Below are 15,888 nucleotides of genomic sequence, written 5' to 3' on the forward strand. Positions count from 1 at the left end.
CGCATGACCGATACACCTCATCTCGGCCTGCCGCTCATCGCGGCCGCGCAGGCGCAGAAGCATGTCACCCACAACGAGGCGCTCGCCTCCCTCGATGCCCTCGTGCATCTCGCCGTCAAGGAGCGCGGCCGCACCGATCCGCCGACCTCGCCGGAAGAGGGCGAGCGCTATCTCGTCGGAGAGGATGCCACCGGCGCCTTCGCGAGCCATGACGGCGAGGTCGCGCTGTTCGACGTCGGCGCTTGGCGCTTCCTTGCGCCGCGTCCCGGCTGGCGCGCCTATGTGGAGGCGGAGGACGCGATCCTCGTCTTCGACGGCGGGGCATGGCGCGACCTCGGCCGCTACAGCCGCGACCTCGGACAGGTGGAACGCCTCGGCATCGGCACTGCGGCGGACGACCTCAACCGTCTCGCCGCGAAGCTCAACGCAGTGCTGTTCACCGCGCTCGCGGCAGGCGAGGGCGGCAGCGGCGATCTGCGCTTCGTGCTCAACAAGGCGGAAGCCGGCAACGTGCTGTCGCAGCTCTACCAGCGCGGCTACAGCGGGCGCGCCGAGACCGGCCTGATCGGCTCGGACGATTTCGGCATCCGCGTCTCGCCGGACGGCAGCACGTGGCGCGACGCCATGCGCATCGAGGCCGCCACGGGCCTCGTGTCGTTCCCGAGCGGCTGCGTGGGCGCGGGTCCTCCGAGCCTTCTCGTCAACGGCCATTTCCTCGTGAACCAGCGCGGTTTCGCGGGCGGCGCCCTGGGCCAGGGCGTTTACGGCTACGACCGCTGGAAGGCGGGCACCGGCGGCTGCACCATCACCCGCACGGCGGACGGCACGGTGACCCTCACCGGCAATCTCGAGCAGGTCCTCGACGTGGCGCGGGCCGCGGCCCTCACCGGAACCGCCACCTATGCGGGGCTCACCCTGACCCTGTCGGTCGAGAACCCCTCCGTGCCGATCCCGGTCACGGTCGGCTCCCAGGCGGCGACCATTCCGCGGGGCAGCGGACGCCGTTCGGCCACCGTGACCCTCGCCTCCAACGAGACCGGCCATGTGGTCGTGCGGCTCCAGCCCACGGAGACCTGCACCTTCTCCCGCGTCAGGCTGGATGTCGGGCCCGCCGCCTTGCCCTGGGCCTTCGAGCCCCCTGACGTCGAGGAGCTGCGCTGCCGCCGCTACTACCAGCGTCTCGCCGGCGGAACCGGCGTGACCGTGATGCTGGGGGCGTTCGGGCAGAGGATCGGCACGAACCTCGTCGAGATCCCGCTCATGCTGCCGGTGCCGATGCGGGTCGGCCCCTCGGTCATGTCCAGCAGCTTCGCCTGGGCGAACGCCGCCCCGTCCGGCAATCAGGTCGGCTTCTTCGACAATGCGGCCGGCACCTGGACCAGCCTCACCGGCGGGCTCGTCATCGCGACGGCGCCGGGGGGAGGCCCGTTGTCGCTTGCCCTGCGTTTCCAGGCCGGCACCTCCTTCAGCGGGATCGCCGGAAGCGTCGGTGTGCTCCACCTCGGTGGAACGGCTACGATTGCCCTACAGGCGGAGTTGTGATGGCGCTCGCATCCTTTGACCGAAGCCTCGCGGAAGTGCTGCGGCACGAGGGCGGCTTCGTCCAGCATCCGGCCGATCCGGGCGGAGCCACCAAGCACGGCATCACCCGCGCGACCCTATCGCGGTTCCGCGGCCGTCCCGTTTCGGTCGAGGACGTGCGGGCGCTGACGCGGGAGGAGGCCGGGACCATCTACCGCCGCCACTACTGGGACGCGGTCCGGGGCGACGAGCTTCCCGCAGGCGTCGACCTCGCCCTCTTCGACTTCGCGGTCAATTCCGGCCCGGAGCGTGCGGTCCGCAGGCTCCAGGGCATCCTTGGCGTTCCGGCCGACGGCGTCGTCGGCCCCCGCACCCTCGCGGCCGCGCGCAATGCCGAGGCCGCGGACGTCATCCGCCGCCTGACCCGGGCGCGGCACACCTTCCTCTCCGGCCTCGCGTCCTGGCCCATCTTCGGGCGCGGATGGCGCAGCCGGGTTCTCGCGGTCGAGCAGGAGGCCCTCCGGCTCGACCGATCCTCATCCTGACCGAAAGGATCTCTCCATGATCGACACCAAGACCATCCTGGCCAGCCGCACGGTCTGGGCCAACCTCGTCGGCCTCGCGGCCCTCGTGCTCGGGCTGATCGGCTTCGACACGTCCGACCTCCGGACCGAGGCCTTCGCCGAGGCCGCCGCCCAGCTCGTGGGCGCTGCGAGCTTCGTGGCCTCCACAGTCTTCCGGATTCTGGCCACCCGGCAAATCATGAGCTAGTGTTACATTCAGACTTCGTTCAGTGCCGAAAGGGCATGTTCCGGCCATGCGTCTGATCTGGCTCGTCATCATGTGGTGGGGATTCCTGGGTGCCGCGCACGCGCAGAGCGCGTCGGCGGCCCTTCAGGACTGCCTGCAGCCGCGAGAAATGCAGGCGGCGGTCGCGTCCAAGGACGTCGTCGCCCCGGCCGCCGCCGTCATGACCGCGCGGCGCCAGGTGCCGAACGCCGACGTGGTGCGGGCCAATCTCTGCCGGAACAGCGACGAGCTGGTTTACGTCATCGTGGCCTTGCAGAGGGACGGTCGGATCGTGCAAGTGATGATCGACGGGTCTTCGGGACGCGTGAAATCGGTTCATTAAGGAAAGCTGGAAAGCGTGCGCCTTCTCGTTGTCGAGGATGATGCGATCCTCAATCGCCAGATCGTGACCTCCCTGGAACAGGCCGGCTACGCGGTCGACTCCGCCTCGGACGGCGAGGAGGGGCAGTTCCTGGGCGATACCGAGCCCTACGACGCCGTGATCCTCGATCTCGGGCTGCCGAAGGTCGACGGCGTCACCGTGCTCAACGCCTGGCGACGCGAGGGCCGGAAGATGCCGGTCATCATCCTGACCGCCCGCGATCGCTGGAGCGACAAGGTGCAGGGCTTCGACGCCGGCGCGGACGACTACGTGACCAAGCCCTTCCACATGGAGGAGCTCTTGGCCCGCGTCCGCGCCCTCCTGCGCCGGGCCACCGGCCACGCCACGAGCGAGATCAGCTGCGGCCCGGTCAAGCTCGACACCCGCTCCGGCCGGGTGACGGTCGACGGCAATCCGGTCAAGCTGACCTCCCACGAGTACCGGCTGCTCTCCTACCTGATGCACCATACCGGCCGCATCGTGTCCCGGGGGGAGCTGACCGAGCACCTCTACGACCAGGACTTCGACCGCGACTCGAACACGATCGAGGTGTTCATCGGCCGCCTGCGCAAGAAGCTCGGGGTCGACATCATCCAGACCGTGCGCGGCCTGGGCTACCTTCTCGACGCAGGCCAGACCAGGACGTGAGGGGCCTGCAGCCGATCCTGAAGGGATTCGCGGGCCGCTCGATCGCGGTTCGCCTCGCGGCATCGTCGGTCTTCTGGAGCTTCGTGATCCTGCTGATCGCGGGGCTCATCCTCTCCACCCTCTACCGCGAGAACACGGAGCGGGCCTTCGACCAGCGCCTGCTGGTCAATGCCAACACGCTTGCGTCGAACCTCGTCGCGCCGGGCGCGCCGGACCGGGACCTCGGCCCCATCGGCGACCCGCGCTTCGAGCTGCCCCTGTCCGGCTGGTACTGGCAGGTCACCCGCCCGAACGCCAAGCCCGACGAGGTGCGCTCCTCCAAGTCCCTCTTCGGCGGGCAACTCCCGGCGCTGGCGCGCTCCGGCAACGAGGCCTTCGGGCAGATCCGCCGCGGCTACGGCAAGGCGCCGGACGACCGGGACCTGCGCATCATCGAGCGCGACATCGACCTCGGGGAGGACGGGCGCTTCATCATCCGGGTGGCCGGTCCCGCCGACGAGATCGAAACCGCGGTGCGCAGCTTCCTGTTCGCCCTCACGGTTACGTTCGCGCTCCTGGGCCTCGCGCTCGGCTTCACGACCCTGCTGCAGATCCGCTTCGGCCTGCGGCCGCTCGCCAACCTGCGCAGCGCACTCGGCGCCATCCGGCGCGGGGAGGCGGAGCGGATCGCGGGCGAATACCCGCACGACATCGCCCCGCTCGCCAGCGAGTTGAACCTGCTGCTCGACACGAATCGGGAGATCCTGGAGCGGGCCCGCACCCAGGTCGGCAACCTGGCCCATGCGCTCAAGACGCCGCTCAGCATCATCGTCAACGAGGCCGAGAACGCTCCCGAGGACGTCGCCGCCAAGGTGCGCGAGCAGGCGGCGCTCATGCGCGACCAGGTGAACTACTACCTCGACCGCGCCCGTGCGGCGGCGCTCGCCGGAACCTTGGGAACGCTGACGGACGTAGAGCCCGTGATCGACGGCCTCGCCCGGACCTTCGCCAAGATCTACCGGGACAAGGACCTGGCGGTGGAGCTCGCGATCCCGAAGGGCCTGCGCTTCCGGGGCGAGAAGCAGGACCTGGAGGAGATGGCCGGCAACCTCATCGACAACGCAGCCAAATGGGCCGACGGCAAGGTGGTGGTGATGGCCGAAGTCCTGCGCGAGGGCGCCGACCGGGCGCGCATCCGCCTCCTGATCGACGACGACGGGCCGGGCCTGCCCGAGGCCGCGCGCAGCGAGATGATCAAGCGCGGGCGCCGCCTCGACGAGACCAAGCCGGGCTCCGGACTGGGCCTCTCCATCGTCAGCGACCTCGCGGCGCTCTACCGCGGCTCCTTGAGCCTCGAGGCCTCCCCAATGGGCGGGTTGCGGGCCGTTCTGGAGCTTCCGGGGGACAAAGCTTGACGGCGCGCGCTTTGCGCGTGACACCGTGCCACCATCGTGCTTGAGGGCGGCACGGGTTAATTAGGGGCTCATGGTGATCTGGATAATACTCCTGGCAATGACGGCCGCTGCCGTGATGGTGGTTCTGTGGCCGCTGTCGCGCCATTCGGCCGTTCGCGGGCAGGCGGATCCCAACGTCCAGTTCTATCGGGACCAGATCGCCGAGATCGAGCGCGACCGGGAGCGCGGCGCGCTCCTGCCCGCCGAGGCGGAGGCCGCCAAGGCCGAGGCCGGCCGCCGGCTCCTGCGCGCCACGGGCCTGGAGGACACCGCCTCCGCGGCCGTCGGCGAGCCGGCCCTGCGCCGCCGCCGCGCGGTGTCGACGCTGGCCCTGTCGGTCGTGCCGATTCTCGCCATCGCGGTTTACGGCGCCTACGGGTCCCCGCATATCTTCGACCGTCCCGTCGCAAATGCGCCGCAGCCGCAGGCGCAGACCCAGGACCTCGCCACCGCCGTGTCGCAGATCGAGACCCACCTCGCCCAGCACCCTCAGGACGGGCGCGGCTGGGAGGTGCTCGCTCCGGTCTACATCCGCATGGGCCGGGTGGACGATGCGGTGAAGGCCTACGAATCGGCCCTGCGCATCCTGGGCGACGATGCCGACCGGCTGTCCAATTACGGCGAGGCCCTCGTCCTCGCCAGGAACGGGCTGATCTCGAGCGACGCGCAGGCCGCGTTCGAGAAGGCCGTGAAGCTCGATGCCGGCGCCCCCAAGGCGCGCTTCTATCTCGCCCAGGCCGCCGAGCAGGACGGACAGGTCGAGAAGGCGAAGGCCGCCTATACCGACCTCCTGTCGATCTCGCCCGCCGATGCCCCGTGGGTTTCGCTGGTCCGGGAGCAGCTGACCCGGCTCGGCGCACCGGTGCCGCCGGCTGCGGCGCAGGCCCCGCAGGTGGGCGCCGCCGACATCCAGCGCATGGTGTCCGGCCTCGCGGAGCGCCTCGAATCGCAAGGCGGCAGCCCGGAGGAATGGGCGCGACTCATGCGCTCCTATGCGGTCCTGGGCCAACGTGATAAAGCAGAGGCCGCAGCCCAGAGGGCCCGCCAGGCGCTGGCGCAGGACGATGCGGGGCTGAAGACCATCGAAGCGATGGCCCGTGAACTGAAATTGACTGACGCTGCGCAATGACCAGAAAACAACGCCGCCTGACTCTGATCGGTGTTGCCGGCTGCATCCTTGCGGTCGCCCTCGGCCTCGTGCTGTTCGCCATGAACGACACGATCGTGTTCTTCAACTCGCCCGCCGACGTGCAGGCCAAGAACGTGCAGCCGGGCACGCGCTTCCGCCTCGGCGGTCTCGTGAAGGAGGGCTCGGTCCAGCGCGGCGCGAACCAGCAGGTCTCCTTCGAGGTCATGGACGCGCAGAGCTCGATCCGCGTGAACTACAACGGCCTGCTTCCGGACCTATTCCGCGAAGGGCAGGGGATCGTGGCCGAAGGCGCGCTCGATCCGTCCGGCATCTTCAAGGCCGACACCGTGCTCGCCAAGCACGACGAGAACTATATGCCCCGTGAGGTCGCCGATGCCCTGAAGAAGCAGGGTCATTGGCAAGGCGAGGCGAACGCCGCGCCGCAGACGCAGTAACGCAAGGAGTGCCATCGTGTTGGTCGAGGCCGGACATTTCGCGCTCGCACTCGCGCTCGGATTATCCCTGATCCAGTTCGTGGTGCCGCTCTGGGGCGCCCGGTCGAACGATCCGGTCCTGATGGCGGTGGCGCCGGCCGCCGCGCTCGCGGTCCTCGCCTGCCTCGCCTTCGCGTTCCTGGCCCTGACGGTCGCCTACGTGACGTCCGACTTCTCGGTCATCAACGTGGTCGAGAACTCGCATTCGACCAAGCCGATGATCTACAAGATCTCCGGCGTGTGGGGGAACCACGAGGGCTCCATGCTCCTGTGGGTCCTGATCCTGGCCCTGTTCGGCGCCGTCGTGGCGCTGTCGCGCAACACCGTTCCGGTGAAGCTGCAGGCCAACACGCTCGCGGTGCAGGGGCTCGTCACCATCGCGTTCCTGCTCTTCATCCTCATGACGTCCAATCCCTTCACGCGGATCATGCCCGCTCCGTCCGAAGGGCAGGACCTCAACCCGCTCCTGCAGGATCCGGGCCTCGCGATCCACCCGCCGCTCCTCTACATCGGCTATGTGGGCTTCTCGATCTCCTTCGCGTTCGCCTGCGCGGCGCTGATCGACGGGCGCATCGACGCGGTCTGGGCGCGCATCGTGCGGCCCTGGACGCTCGGCGCCTGGGTGTTCCTGACGCTCGGCATCGCCATGGGTTCCTACTGGGCCTATTACGAGCTCGGCTGGGGCGGCTGGTGGTTCTGGGATCCGGTCGAGAACGCCTCGCTCATGCCCTGGCTCGCCGGCACGGCGCTGCTGCACTCCACGGTCGTGATGGAGAAGCGCGACGCCCTAAAGGTCTGGACGATCCTGCTCGCGATCCTTACCTTCTCCCTGTCGCTGCTCGGCACCTTCCTGGTCCGCTCGGGCGTGCTCACCTCGGTCCATTCCTTCGCGGTGGATCCGGAGCGCGGAGTCTTCATCCTCGGCATCCTGATCGTGTTCATCGGCGGCTCGCTGGCGCTCTTCGCCTGGCGCGCGCCGATGCTGAAGCAGGGCGGCCTGTTCGCGCCGGTCTCCCGCGAGGGCGCGCTCGTCCTCAACAACCTCCTGCTCGCGACCGCCTGCGCCACCGTCTTCGTCGGCACCCTCTATCCGCTGGCGCTCGAAGTGCTCACCGGCGACAAGATCTCGGTCGGCGCGCCGTTCTTCAACTTCACCTTCCTGCCGCTCGTGATCCCGCTTCTGTTCCTGGTTCCGATCGGCCAGACCCTCGCCTGGAAACGCGGCAACCTCCTCGGCACGGTGCAGCGACTCTACGCCGTGTTCGGCATCGCGCTCCTCGTCACCCTGGCGCTCGTCGCATTCCGCGACGGCGGCCCAGTCGCGGCGCCCCTCGGCATCGGCCTCGGCGCCTATCTGGTGCTCGGCGCCCTGAACGAGATCGTGACCCGCTCCTGGAGCAGGGGGACACCGCTCGCCACCGTCTGGCGCAAGGCCGCGGGCCTGCCGCGCTCGACCTGGGGCACCGTCATCGCCCATGCGGGCGTCGGCGTGACCGTGATCGGCATCGCGGCCACTGCCTGGGACGCGGAGGGCCTCGGCACCCTCAAAGCCGGCGACAGCATGAGCGCTGGTCCTTACCAAGCGAGGCTCGAGCGCGTGGTGCCGCGCCAGGAAGCCAATTATCGCGAGGATGTCGCCCTCATGCGGATCTTCCGCAACGGGCAGGAACTCGGCACGGTCGAGACCATGAAGCGCCTCTACGTGACGCGCGGCATGCCGACCACGGAGGCCGGCATCATGACCGTGGGCCTCAGCCAGGTCTATGTGAGCATCGGCGAGGTCCATGCGGACGGCACCATCGGCATGCGCATCTACCACAAGCCGCTCGTGCTGCTGATCTGGCTGGGCGCGGTCGTCATGGCGGCGGGCGGAGGGCTCTCGCTCACGGACCGGCGCCTGCGCATCGGGGCGCCCACCCGGGCCAGGACCGCACCTCCGGCCTCGGCCGTTCCGGCGGAGTAGGGGCCATGCGGTTCGTTCTCGCGCTTCTGGCGACGCTCTTCGTCGGCACCGCCGTCCATGCGGTCCAGCCCGACGAGGTGCTGAAGGACCCGGCTCTGGAGCAGCGGGCCAGGAAGATCTCCGCGGGCCTGCGCTGCATGGTGTGCCAGAATCAGTCTATCGACGATTCCGATGCGCCCCTCGCCAAGGACCTGCGCCTTCTCGTGCGCGAGCGACTGCAGGCCGGCGACAGCAACGAGCAGGTCGAGAACTACCTCGTTCAGCGCTACGGCGAATTCGTGCTGCTCAAGCCCACCTTCGGGGCCCATACGCTGCTGTTATGGCTCGCGCCGGCCCTTGTGCTGGTCCTGGGCGGGATCGGCGCCTGGACGGCCCTGCGCCGCCGCCCGCAGGCCGCCGCGACGGCCCTCGACCCGAACGAGCAGGAGGCCGTGCAGGCCCTGCTCGAACGCGACCAGGGGCGCTGACCCGCGGGAAGGGCGTCAGCCCTTGGGGTTCACGCCGGTGCAGAACTGCGGCGTGTTGATGTTCCAGTTGCCGCATTTGTCGCAGGCCGAGGCCAGCAGTCCCAGCCCGATCACGCAGGCGACTTGGATCATGCGCTTCATCTCGAAAACCCCCACGGCGGCGCCGCTCGCGCCGCCCGATGAACCTTGGGCGCATCTAGCATCATTGCCGGGCCGACCACAATCGGGCCTCTCCGTACCGACCCCGTGTGTGACGTCGCAACCTTACGAACATTTCATCTTGAGGTGAGGGTACCGTAAGGCGGCAAACCCCATCTTCCTCCTACGACGATCCCAAGAGGGTTCCTCGAGGAGAGACAGAACATGTTGGACAAGGTTTCCACCCCCCGCAAGCGTATGACCAAGTGGCTCGGCGCGGCGGCCGTCGCGGCGTTGATCGCGGGCGGCGCTGTCGAGACCGGGCTCGTGGCTCCCAATGCCGCTCACGCCGAACTGCGCTCGGCCTCGCAGCCGATCCAGAACCTGCCGTCCTTCGCGGACGTGATCGAGCGCGTGAAGCCCGCCGTCGTGGCCGTGAAGGTCAAGGTGCAGAACGTGGCCGACCGCGACGACGACGGCGACGGCCAGCAGTTCTCCATGCCCGACCTGCCCCCGGGCCATCCGATGGAGCGCTTCTTCCGCCAGTTCCGCGACCAGCAGCAGCCCGGGCAGCGCGGCGATCGCCAGCAGCGTCCCCGCCAGTTCGGCCAGGCCCTTGGCTCCGGCTTCTTCATCTCGGCCGACGGTTACGTGGTGACGAACAACCACGTGGTCGACAAGGCGAGCTCGGTCACCGTCACCATGGATGACGGCAAGGAACTCGACGCCAAGGTGATCGGCACCGACCCGAAGACGGACCTCGCCCTGCTGAAGGTCGAGGGCAGCGACTTCCCCTACGTCCGCCTTGCCGGCCAGAAGGCTCGCATCGGCGACTGGGTCGTGGCCATCGGCAACCCGTTCGGGCTCGGCGGCACCGTGACGGCCGGCATCGTCTCGGCCCAGCACCGCGACATCGGCGCGGGTCCCTACGACGACTTCATCCAGATCGACGCCTCCGTGAACCGGGGCAACTCGGGCGGCCCGACCTTCAACCTCTCGGGCGAGGTCGTGGGCGTGAACACGGCGATCTTCTCGCCTTCCGGCGGCAACGTGGGCATCGCCTTCGCGATCCCGGCGAGCACCGTCGAGACGGTCGTGAACTCGCTCAAGGAGAACGGCTCGGTCACCCGCGGCTTCATCGGCGTGCAGATGCAGCCGGTCACCAAGGAAATCGCGGAGGCGATCGGCCTCAGCGAGCCTAAGGGCGCGCTCGTGGCGGAAGCCATGAAGGACAGCCCTGCCGCCAAGGCCGGCGTGAAGACCGGCGACACCATCGTGGCCGTCGACGGTCAGCCGATCCGCGAAGCCAAGGACCTGTCGCGCAAGATTGCGAACGTGGCCCCCGGCAAGTCCGTGTCGCTCACGCTCTACCGTGACGGCAAGGAGCGGAACGTGACCCTCGAGGTCGCCTCTCAGCCGAAGGGAATCTAACCCCCTCGGCCGGAACAGGACCCGGAGTTCCCAGCCCCTCGCGTACTCCGGGCCCTTTTCCCACGGCAGGCCGGCCTTTCCCCCTCCAGGGCTGGCCTGCCGCTGGGATTCGAGTACGTTGTGCCCATGTCCATGCGGATTCTCATCATCGAGGACGACCGAGAGGCGGCCTCCTATCTCGTCAAGGCGTTCCGGGAAGCAGGCTACGTCGCCGATCATGCGGCGGACGGCCTCGACGGCTATGGCATGGCCGAATCCGGCGATTACGACGTGCTGGTCGTCGACCGCATGCTGCCGAAGCTCGACGGCCTCTCCCTCATCCGCTCCTTGCGCGAGCAGAAGGTCGAGACGCCGGCCCTGATCCTGTCGGCCCTCGGCCAGGTCGACGATCGCGTGAAGGGTCTGCGCGCCGGCGGCGACGATTATCTCCCCAAACCTTATGCCTTTTCGGAGCTGCTCGCCCGCGTCGAGGTGCTCTCGCGCCGCCGTGCCTCGGCTCCGAGCGCCGAGCCGACCGTCTACCGGGTCGCGGACCTCGAACTCGACCGCCTGTCCCACCGGGTCACGCGGTCGGGCCAGGAGATCGTGCTGCAGCCGCGCGAGTTCCGGCTGCTCGAATACCTGATGAAGAACGCCAACCAGGTGGTGACCCGCACGATGCTGCTGGAGCACGTCTGGGACTATCACTTCGACCCGCAGACCAACGTGATCGACGTGCACGTCTCGCGTCTGCGCGCCAAGATCGACAAGGGCTTCGACAAGCCGCTCATCCACACGATCCGCGGCGCCGGCTACATGGTGCGCGTGGGCGGCGAGGGGAGTGACGAGTGACGGGGCCGCGACCGATGACGGCTCTCGGGAAGCTCTTCCGCACCACCGCGTTCAAGCTGTCCTTCGCGTATCTCCTGGTCTTCACGATCTTCGCCTTTGTGACCCTGGGCTACGTCGCGTGGAGCGCGCAGCGGCTTCTGACCGACCAGTTCGTCTCCACCATCGAGGCCGAGATCAATGGTCTCTCGGAGCAGTACCGGAACGGCGGATTGCGCCGTCTGGTGAACATCGTCGAGCGCCGCTCCCGCGCGCCGGGCGCCTCGCTCTATCTCGTCACCACGGCCTCGGGCGAACGGATCGCCGGCAATGTCGGCGCGCTGCCGCCCGGCGTGATCGACCAGCCGGGCCAGTTCGAGACCGCCTACAGCCGGACCGACGACCAGGACGCGGCGCCGAACCACGCCATCGTGCGGGTCTACCTGCTGCCGGGCGGCTTCCGGCTCCTCGTTGGTCGCGACGTGGAGGAGCGGATCCGCCTCCGCGACATCATCCACCGCGCCTTCGGCTATTCGCTGCTGTTCATCGGCGTGCTCGGGTGCATCGGCAGCTGGTTCATCGCCAGGCGCGTGCTGAAGCGCGTCGACGACATGACCGAGACGACCCGGGTGATCATGGCAGGCGATCTCGGCGGCCGGCTGCGGGTCGCCGGCACGGGCGACGAGCTCGACCGCCTCGCGATGAACCTCAACGACATGCTCGACCGGATCGGCGAGCTGATGCGCGGCATGCGCGAGGTGTCGGACAACATCGCCCATGACCTCAAGACGCCGCTCACGCGCCTGCGCAACAAGGCCGACGAGGCCCTGCGGACGGCGAAGACCCCTGACGAGCTCAAGGCATCCCTCGAAGCCATCATCGAGGAGAGCGACAACCTCATCCGCATCTTCAACGCGCTCTTGATGATCGCGCGGCTCGAAGCCGGCAACGCCCGCGAGGAGCTGGCGGACTTCAACGCCGCCGACACCGTCCGCGACGTGGCCGAGCTCTACGAGGCTCTCGCCGAGGAGGCTGGCCTGCCGCTCGAGGTTTCGGTCGAGGAGGACCTTCCCGTCCACGGCAGCCGCGAGCTTCTGGGACAGGCCATGGCGAACCTGCTCGACAACGCCCTGAAATACGGCGCCCAGTCGACCTCTCCTGATATGGTGGCGGCCATCGCCGTGTCGGCGCGCCGGCTCGACGGCGAGGCCGAGATCGTGGTGGCGGATCGCGGGCCCGGCATTCCCGAGGCGGAGCGCGGCCACGTGCTCGAGCGCTTCGTGCGGCTGGAGACAGCGCGCACGCGTCCGGGCTTCGGCCTGGGGTTGAGCCTCGCGGCGGCCGTGGCCCGGCTCCACGGCGGCACCTTGCGGCTCGAGGACAACGCCCCGGGCCTGCGGGCGGTGCTTCTGCTGCCCTTGGGCCAGATGCCCGTCTCGCAGGCGCCCGCCCAGGCGGCGGCCTGAGACGGAGGATGGAGGTGGGGGGCGGATATTTCGGTTGCCTTCCTGTCGCCGGCATGGAGACATGAGGCCGATCAACCCTCGACATGGATTGGCCGTGCCGGACCAGACCCGCTCCCTCCTCAGCCGCCTCGCCAAGGCTCCTCCCGTCTCCGATTTGCGGCGGGCGAAGGCGCAGCTGGCGGATTTCGCCGGGCGCGCGAAGGACAGGCCGGAGGCCGCCGACCTTCTGCCGCATCTCGACGGCGGCACCCTGCGCGACCTCCTTCTGTCGATTGCGGATCACTCGACGTTCCTCTGGCAGCTCGCGCTGAGCGATCCCGTCCGGATGGCGATGCTTGCCCGGCAGTCTCCCGAGGCGACGCACCGCGCCATCGTCGAGAGCCAGGCCAACCTGTTCCGCGAGATGCGCTCCGGCGCGATCACCCGCGACGACGCGGTGCGGGCCTTCCGGCGCAACCGCAACACCCATGCGCTGCTCGTGGCGCTTGCCGATATCGGCGGGATCTGGGGTGTCGAGGAGGTGACCCGCGCGCTCTCCGAATTCGCCGATGCTTCCGTGCGCGGCGGCGTGAACCTGGTGCTGACCGAGACGGCGGATCTCGGACGCATCGTGCTGAAGAATCCCGACGAGCCGGGGGAGGGCTCCGGCTTCACGGTGCTGGCGCTCGGCAAGCATGGGGCGGGCGAGCTCAACTACTCGAGCGACATCGACCTCGTGATCTTCTTCGACCCCGCGTCATCGGCCCTGCCGGAGGGCGCCGAGCCCGCGACCCTCTACACCCGCATCGCCCAGCAGCTCGCGCGCCTGCTTCAGGAGCGCACGCCGGACGGCTACGTGCACCGGGTCGATTATCGCCTGAGGCCCGATCCGGGCTCGACCCCCACCGCGGTGGCGCTGCCCTCGGCCTATATCTACTACGAGACGGTGGGCCAGAACTGGGAGCGCGCGGCGCTCATCAAGGCGCGACCCGTCGCGGGCGACGTCGGCCTCGGCGAGACGTTCATCGCGGAGCTGCGCCCCTTCATCTGGCGCAAATACTTCGACTTCGCGTCGATTGCCGACGTGCACGCAATGAAGCGGCAGATCCACGCGGTGCGGGGGCACGACGAGATCGCGGTCGCGGGCCACGACATCAAGCTCGGACGCGGCGGCATCCGCGAGATCGAGTTCTTCGTGCAGACGCAGCAGCTCGTTTTCGGCGGGCGGCGTCCGGCCCTGCGCGGACGGCGCACCCTCGATATGCTGGACGCGCTGCACGAGGAGGGCTGGATCACGGAAAACGCGCGCGACGAGCTCTCCGACGCCTATCGATTCTTGCGCACCATCGAGCACCGGCTGCAGATGGTGGCGGACGAGCAGACGCAGCGCCTTCCCTCCGACGAGGAGGAGCTGAAGCGCTTCGCCAGGTTCTGCGGCTATCCCACCCTCAAGGCTTTCGCAAAGGCACTGACCCAGCAGGCGCGCATCGTGCAGGGGCATTACGCGCTGCTGTTCGAGGAGGGGCCTGAGCTTGCCTCCGACGTAGGCAACCTCGTCTTCACGGGCACGACGGACGATCCCGAGACCCTCGCGACGCTCCGGCGTCTCGGCTTCCGCCAGCCCGAGCAGGCCGCCGAGACCGTGCGCGGCTGGCATTTCGGCCGCCGCGCCGCCATCACCAGCCAGCGCGCCCGCGAGGTGCTGACCGAGCTTGTGCCGGCGCTTCTGTCGGCCCTCGGCGGCACGGCGGATCCCGACGGCGCTCTCGCGGCGCTCGACCGCGCCTTCGGCCGCATGCCGGCCGCCGTGGAGCTGCTCACCATCCTGCAATCGCACGACCGCCTTCGCCTGCGCTTCGCGGATCTTCTCGGCACGGCGCCGCGTCTCGCTGACACGGTCGCCCAGGCGCCGCACGTGCTCGACGCCCTCATCGATCCGGCCTTCGGCATTCCGTTCAACGACGACGCAGCCATCGGCGAGCAGGTGCGCCAGATCATCGGCACGCCTTCCGACCACGAGGACTTCCTCGACCGCGCCCGCGACGCCGCGCGGCAGATGCGCTTCATCACGGGCGCGCGGCTTCTCTCCGACATCCTTTCGCCCGCGCAGGCCGGCGAGGCTTATGCGTCGATCGCGGATGCGATGATCCGGGTGTCGTTCGAGGCGGTGCGCAAGGTCTTCGAAGCGGAGCACGGCGTGGTGCCCGGCTCCCGCATCGCCGTGCTCGGCCTCGGCAGATTGGGCTCGCGGGAGCTGACCGCGACCTCCGATCTCGACTTGGTTGTGACCTACGATTTCGACGAGGAGCGGCGCGAGAGCGACGGCGCGCGCAAGCTCGACGCGGTGGTGTATTTCACGCGCCTCACACAGCGGCTCGTGGCAGCCCTGACGGTGCCGACCCGGCGCGGCCTGCTCTACGAGGTCGATCTTCGCCTGCGCCCGCAGGGCGGCAAGGGGCCGGTCGCGTCGCAGTTCCGCGGCTTCCTGAACTACCAGAAGACCGAAGCGGACCTGTGGGAGCACATGGCGCTCACCCGCGCCCGCGTGATCCTCGCGGACGACGGGTTCGAAAGCGAGGTCGCGACCGCCGTGAAGGACATTGTCGGCGCTGCGCGGGACCGCAAGCACGTCGTGTCGGAGGTGGCATCCATGCGCGAACTGATCGCGCAGGAGAAGGGCGACGACAATCCCTGGGACCTGAAGCTCGCCCGCGGCGGCCTCACGGACATCGACTTCATCGCGCAAGCGCTCGTGCTGGCGCACGGGGCGCAACATCCGAGCCTCGTCGGACTGGCGCCGGAACCGGTCTTCGCTGAAGCGCGCAAGGCCGGCCTGCTGAGCCGGGACGTCGCCGAGACCCTCATCGAGGCGCGCCGGCTTCTGAACGCGATCTTCCAGTGGCAGCGCCTGACGATCGAAGGCAGGTTCGATCCCGCGACCGTGCCGCCAGTGATCCTCAAACGCCTCGCCGCCGTCGCCGGGCTGCCGGACGAGAAGGTGCTGCTCGAACAGCTCAACGAGACACGCGGGAGAGTCGCGGAGGTGTTCGGGCGGGTGCTGGATGTGGGGTCACGGAGAGTAAAGCGGTCGGGATAGATCCGGGCGCAACCACACGGCGCGGGGAGGGGCGGTGGCCCTCCCGCAGGGCGTGCAAACTGGATCTTATGATGAGATGTTCACTGCAACTTTCGTCTGTGGTCGGAGATTGCGACGAAAGGAGAGCGTCAGTTTCAGTGCCTT

Annotated in this window: 15 protein-coding genes; 14 read left to right on the plus strand and 1 reads right to left on the minus strand. The window is 68.9% G+C overall.

Translation table 11 applies throughout. The features are described 5' to 3' along the window. Positions 1 to 3: 3 nt before the first annotated feature. The 10 genes from DES45_RS14520 to DES45_RS14565 all read left to right on the plus strand — a co-directional run bounded on the left by DES45_RS14520 (position 4) and on the right by DES45_RS14565 (position 8,826). Entirely contained in the window at positions 4 to 1,542 is a 1,539-nt protein-coding gene (locus DES45_RS14520; protein WP_114770734.1) for a DUF2793 domain-containing protein, read from the plus strand. Beyond that, positions 1,542 to 2,066, plus strand: coding sequence for a glycoside hydrolase family 108 protein (locus DES45_RS14525; RefSeq protein ID WP_114770735.1), 525 nt, complete (start codon positions 1,542 to 1,544; stop codon positions 2,064 to 2,066). Before DES45_RS14520 ends, DES45_RS14525 begins: the two co-directional genes overlap by 1 nt. 16 nt (positions 2,067 to 2,082) lie before the next feature. After that, on the plus strand, positions 2,083 to 2,292 hold the full coding sequence (locus DES45_RS14530) for a hypothetical protein (RefSeq protein WP_114770736.1): 210 nt from the start codon (positions 2,083 to 2,085) through the stop codon (positions 2,290 to 2,292). A gap of 46 nt (positions 2,293 to 2,338) precedes the next feature. Beyond that, a complete protein-coding gene (locus tag DES45_RS14535) occupies positions 2,339 to 2,653 on the plus strand; it encodes a PepSY domain-containing protein (protein WP_114770737.1) in 315 nt (104 codons plus the stop codon). Between the two features lie 15 nt (positions 2,654 to 2,668). Then, a complete protein-coding gene (locus tag DES45_RS14540; protein ID WP_114770738.1) occupies positions 2,669 to 3,340 on the plus strand; it encodes a response regulator transcription factor in 672 nt (223 codons plus the stop codon). Further along, positions 3,337 to 4,734, plus strand: coding sequence for an ATP-binding protein (locus tag DES45_RS14545; protein WP_245571725.1), 1,398 nt, complete (start codon positions 3,337 to 3,339; stop codon positions 4,732 to 4,734). Before DES45_RS14540 ends, DES45_RS14545 begins: the two co-directional genes overlap by 4 nt. A 70-nt stretch (positions 4,735 to 4,804) precedes the next feature. Beyond that, positions 4,805 to 5,902, plus strand: a complete 1,098-nt coding sequence (ccmI, locus tag DES45_RS14550) for a c-type cytochrome biogenesis protein CcmI (RefSeq protein ID WP_114770739.1) — start codon at positions 4,805 to 4,807, stop codon at positions 5,900 to 5,902. Continuing rightward, positions 5,899 to 6,357 (plus strand): cytochrome c maturation protein CcmE, encoded by a 459-nt coding sequence (ccmE, locus tag DES45_RS14555; RefSeq protein ID WP_114770740.1) that lies wholly within the window; start codon positions 5,899 to 5,901, stop codon positions 6,355 to 6,357. Before ccmI ends, ccmE begins: the two co-directional genes overlap by 4 nt. 16 nt (positions 6,358 to 6,373) lie before the next feature. Further along, positions 6,374 to 8,359: a heme lyase CcmF/NrfE family subunit gene (locus DES45_RS14560; RefSeq protein ID WP_114770741.1), complete on the plus strand. Its 1,986-nt coding sequence runs from the start codon at positions 6,374 to 6,376 to the stop codon at positions 8,357 to 8,359. Between the two features lie 5 nt (positions 8,360 to 8,364). Then, the gene (locus DES45_RS14565; RefSeq protein ID WP_114770742.1) at positions 8,365 to 8,826 is read left to right on the plus strand and encodes a cytochrome c-type biogenesis protein; all 462 of its coding nucleotides are present in this window, start codon (positions 8,365 to 8,367) and stop codon (positions 8,824 to 8,826) included. 15 nt (positions 8,827 to 8,841) lie between these two features. Here the strand turns inward: DES45_RS14565 and DES45_RS26070 are convergent, their stop codons facing one another. Continuing rightward, on the minus strand, positions 8,842 to 8,967 hold the full coding sequence (locus DES45_RS26070) for a hypothetical protein (RefSeq protein ID WP_281024089.1): 126 nt from the start codon (positions 8,965 to 8,967) through the stop codon (positions 8,842 to 8,844). A 222-nt stretch (positions 8,968 to 9,189) separates the two neighbouring features. On the opposite strand from DES45_RS26070, the gene DES45_RS14570 reads away from it, so the two are divergent. The 4 genes from DES45_RS14570 (at position 9,190) to DES45_RS14585 (ending at position 15,744) form a co-directional block, all read left to right on the plus strand. Next, positions 9,190 to 10,395, plus strand: coding sequence for a S1C family serine protease (locus tag DES45_RS14570; RefSeq protein WP_114770743.1), 1,206 nt, complete (start codon positions 9,190 to 9,192; stop codon positions 10,393 to 10,395). A 132-nt stretch (positions 10,396 to 10,527) separates the two neighbouring features. After that, positions 10,528 to 11,226, plus strand: coding sequence for a winged helix-turn-helix domain-containing protein (locus DES45_RS14575; protein ID WP_114770917.1), 699 nt, complete (start codon positions 10,528 to 10,530; stop codon positions 11,224 to 11,226). Positions 11,227 to 11,240: 14 nt separating this feature from the next. Next, entirely contained in the window at positions 11,241 to 12,668 is a 1,428-nt protein-coding gene (locus DES45_RS14580; protein WP_114770744.1) for a HAMP domain-containing sensor histidine kinase, read from the plus strand. Between the two features lie 61 nt (positions 12,669 to 12,729). Beyond that, entirely contained in the window at positions 12,730 to 15,744 is a 3,015-nt protein-coding gene (locus DES45_RS14585; RefSeq protein ID WP_114770745.1) for a bifunctional [glutamine synthetase] adenylyltransferase/[glutamine synthetase]-adenylyl-L-tyrosine phosphorylase, read from the plus strand. Positions 15,745 to 15,888: the final 144 nt, after the last annotated feature.

The organism is Microvirga subterranea, assembly GCF_003350535.1.
GTDB classification, from domain to species: Bacteria; Pseudomonadota; Alphaproteobacteria; order Rhizobiales; family Beijerinckiaceae; genus Microvirga; species Microvirga subterranea.

What these genes read in the sequence shown, in the direction of transcription:
- DES45_RS14520 (WP_114770734.1), top strand. Translation starts at nt 4, where the DNA reads ATGACCGATACACCTCATCTCGGCCTGCCGCTCATCGCGGCCGCGCAG.
- DES45_RS14525 (WP_114770735.1), top strand. Translation starts at nt 1,542, where the DNA reads ATGGCGCTCGCATCCTTTGACCGAAGCCTCGCGGAAGTGCTGCGGCAC.
- DES45_RS14530 (WP_114770736.1), top strand. Translation starts at nt 2,083, where the DNA reads ATGATCGACACCAAGACCATCCTGGCCAGCCGCACGGTCTGGGCCAAC.
- DES45_RS14535 (WP_114770737.1), top strand. Translation starts at nt 2,339, where the DNA reads ATGCGTCTGATCTGGCTCGTCATCATGTGGTGGGGATTCCTGGGTGCC.
- ccmI (WP_114770739.1), top strand. Translation starts at nt 4,805, where the DNA reads ATGGTGATCTGGATAATACTCCTGGCAATGACGGCCGCTGCCGTGATG.
- ccmE (WP_114770740.1), top strand. Translation starts at nt 5,899, where the DNA reads ATGACCAGAAAACAACGCCGCCTGACTCTGATCGGTGTTGCCGGCTGC.
- DES45_RS14565 (WP_114770742.1), top strand. Translation starts at nt 8,365, where the DNA reads ATGCGGTTCGTTCTCGCGCTTCTGGCGACGCTCTTCGTCGGCACCGCC.
- DES45_RS26070 (WP_281024089.1), bottom strand. Translation starts at nt 8,967, where the DNA reads ATGAAGCGCATGATCCAAGTCGCCTGCGTGATCGGGCTGGGACTGCTG.
- DES45_RS14570 (WP_114770743.1), top strand. Translation starts at nt 9,190, where the DNA reads ATGTTGGACAAGGTTTCCACCCCCCGCAAGCGTATGACCAAGTGGCTC.
- DES45_RS14575 (WP_114770917.1), top strand. Translation starts at nt 10,528, where the DNA reads ATGCGGATTCTCATCATCGAGGACGACCGAGAGGCGGCCTCCTATCTC.
- DES45_RS14580 (WP_114770744.1), top strand. Translation starts at nt 11,241, where the DNA reads ATGACGGCTCTCGGGAAGCTCTTCCGCACCACCGCGTTCAAGCTGTCC.
- DES45_RS14585 (WP_114770745.1), top strand. Translation starts at nt 12,730, where the DNA reads ATGAGGCCGATCAACCCTCGACATGGATTGGCCGTGCCGGACCAGACC.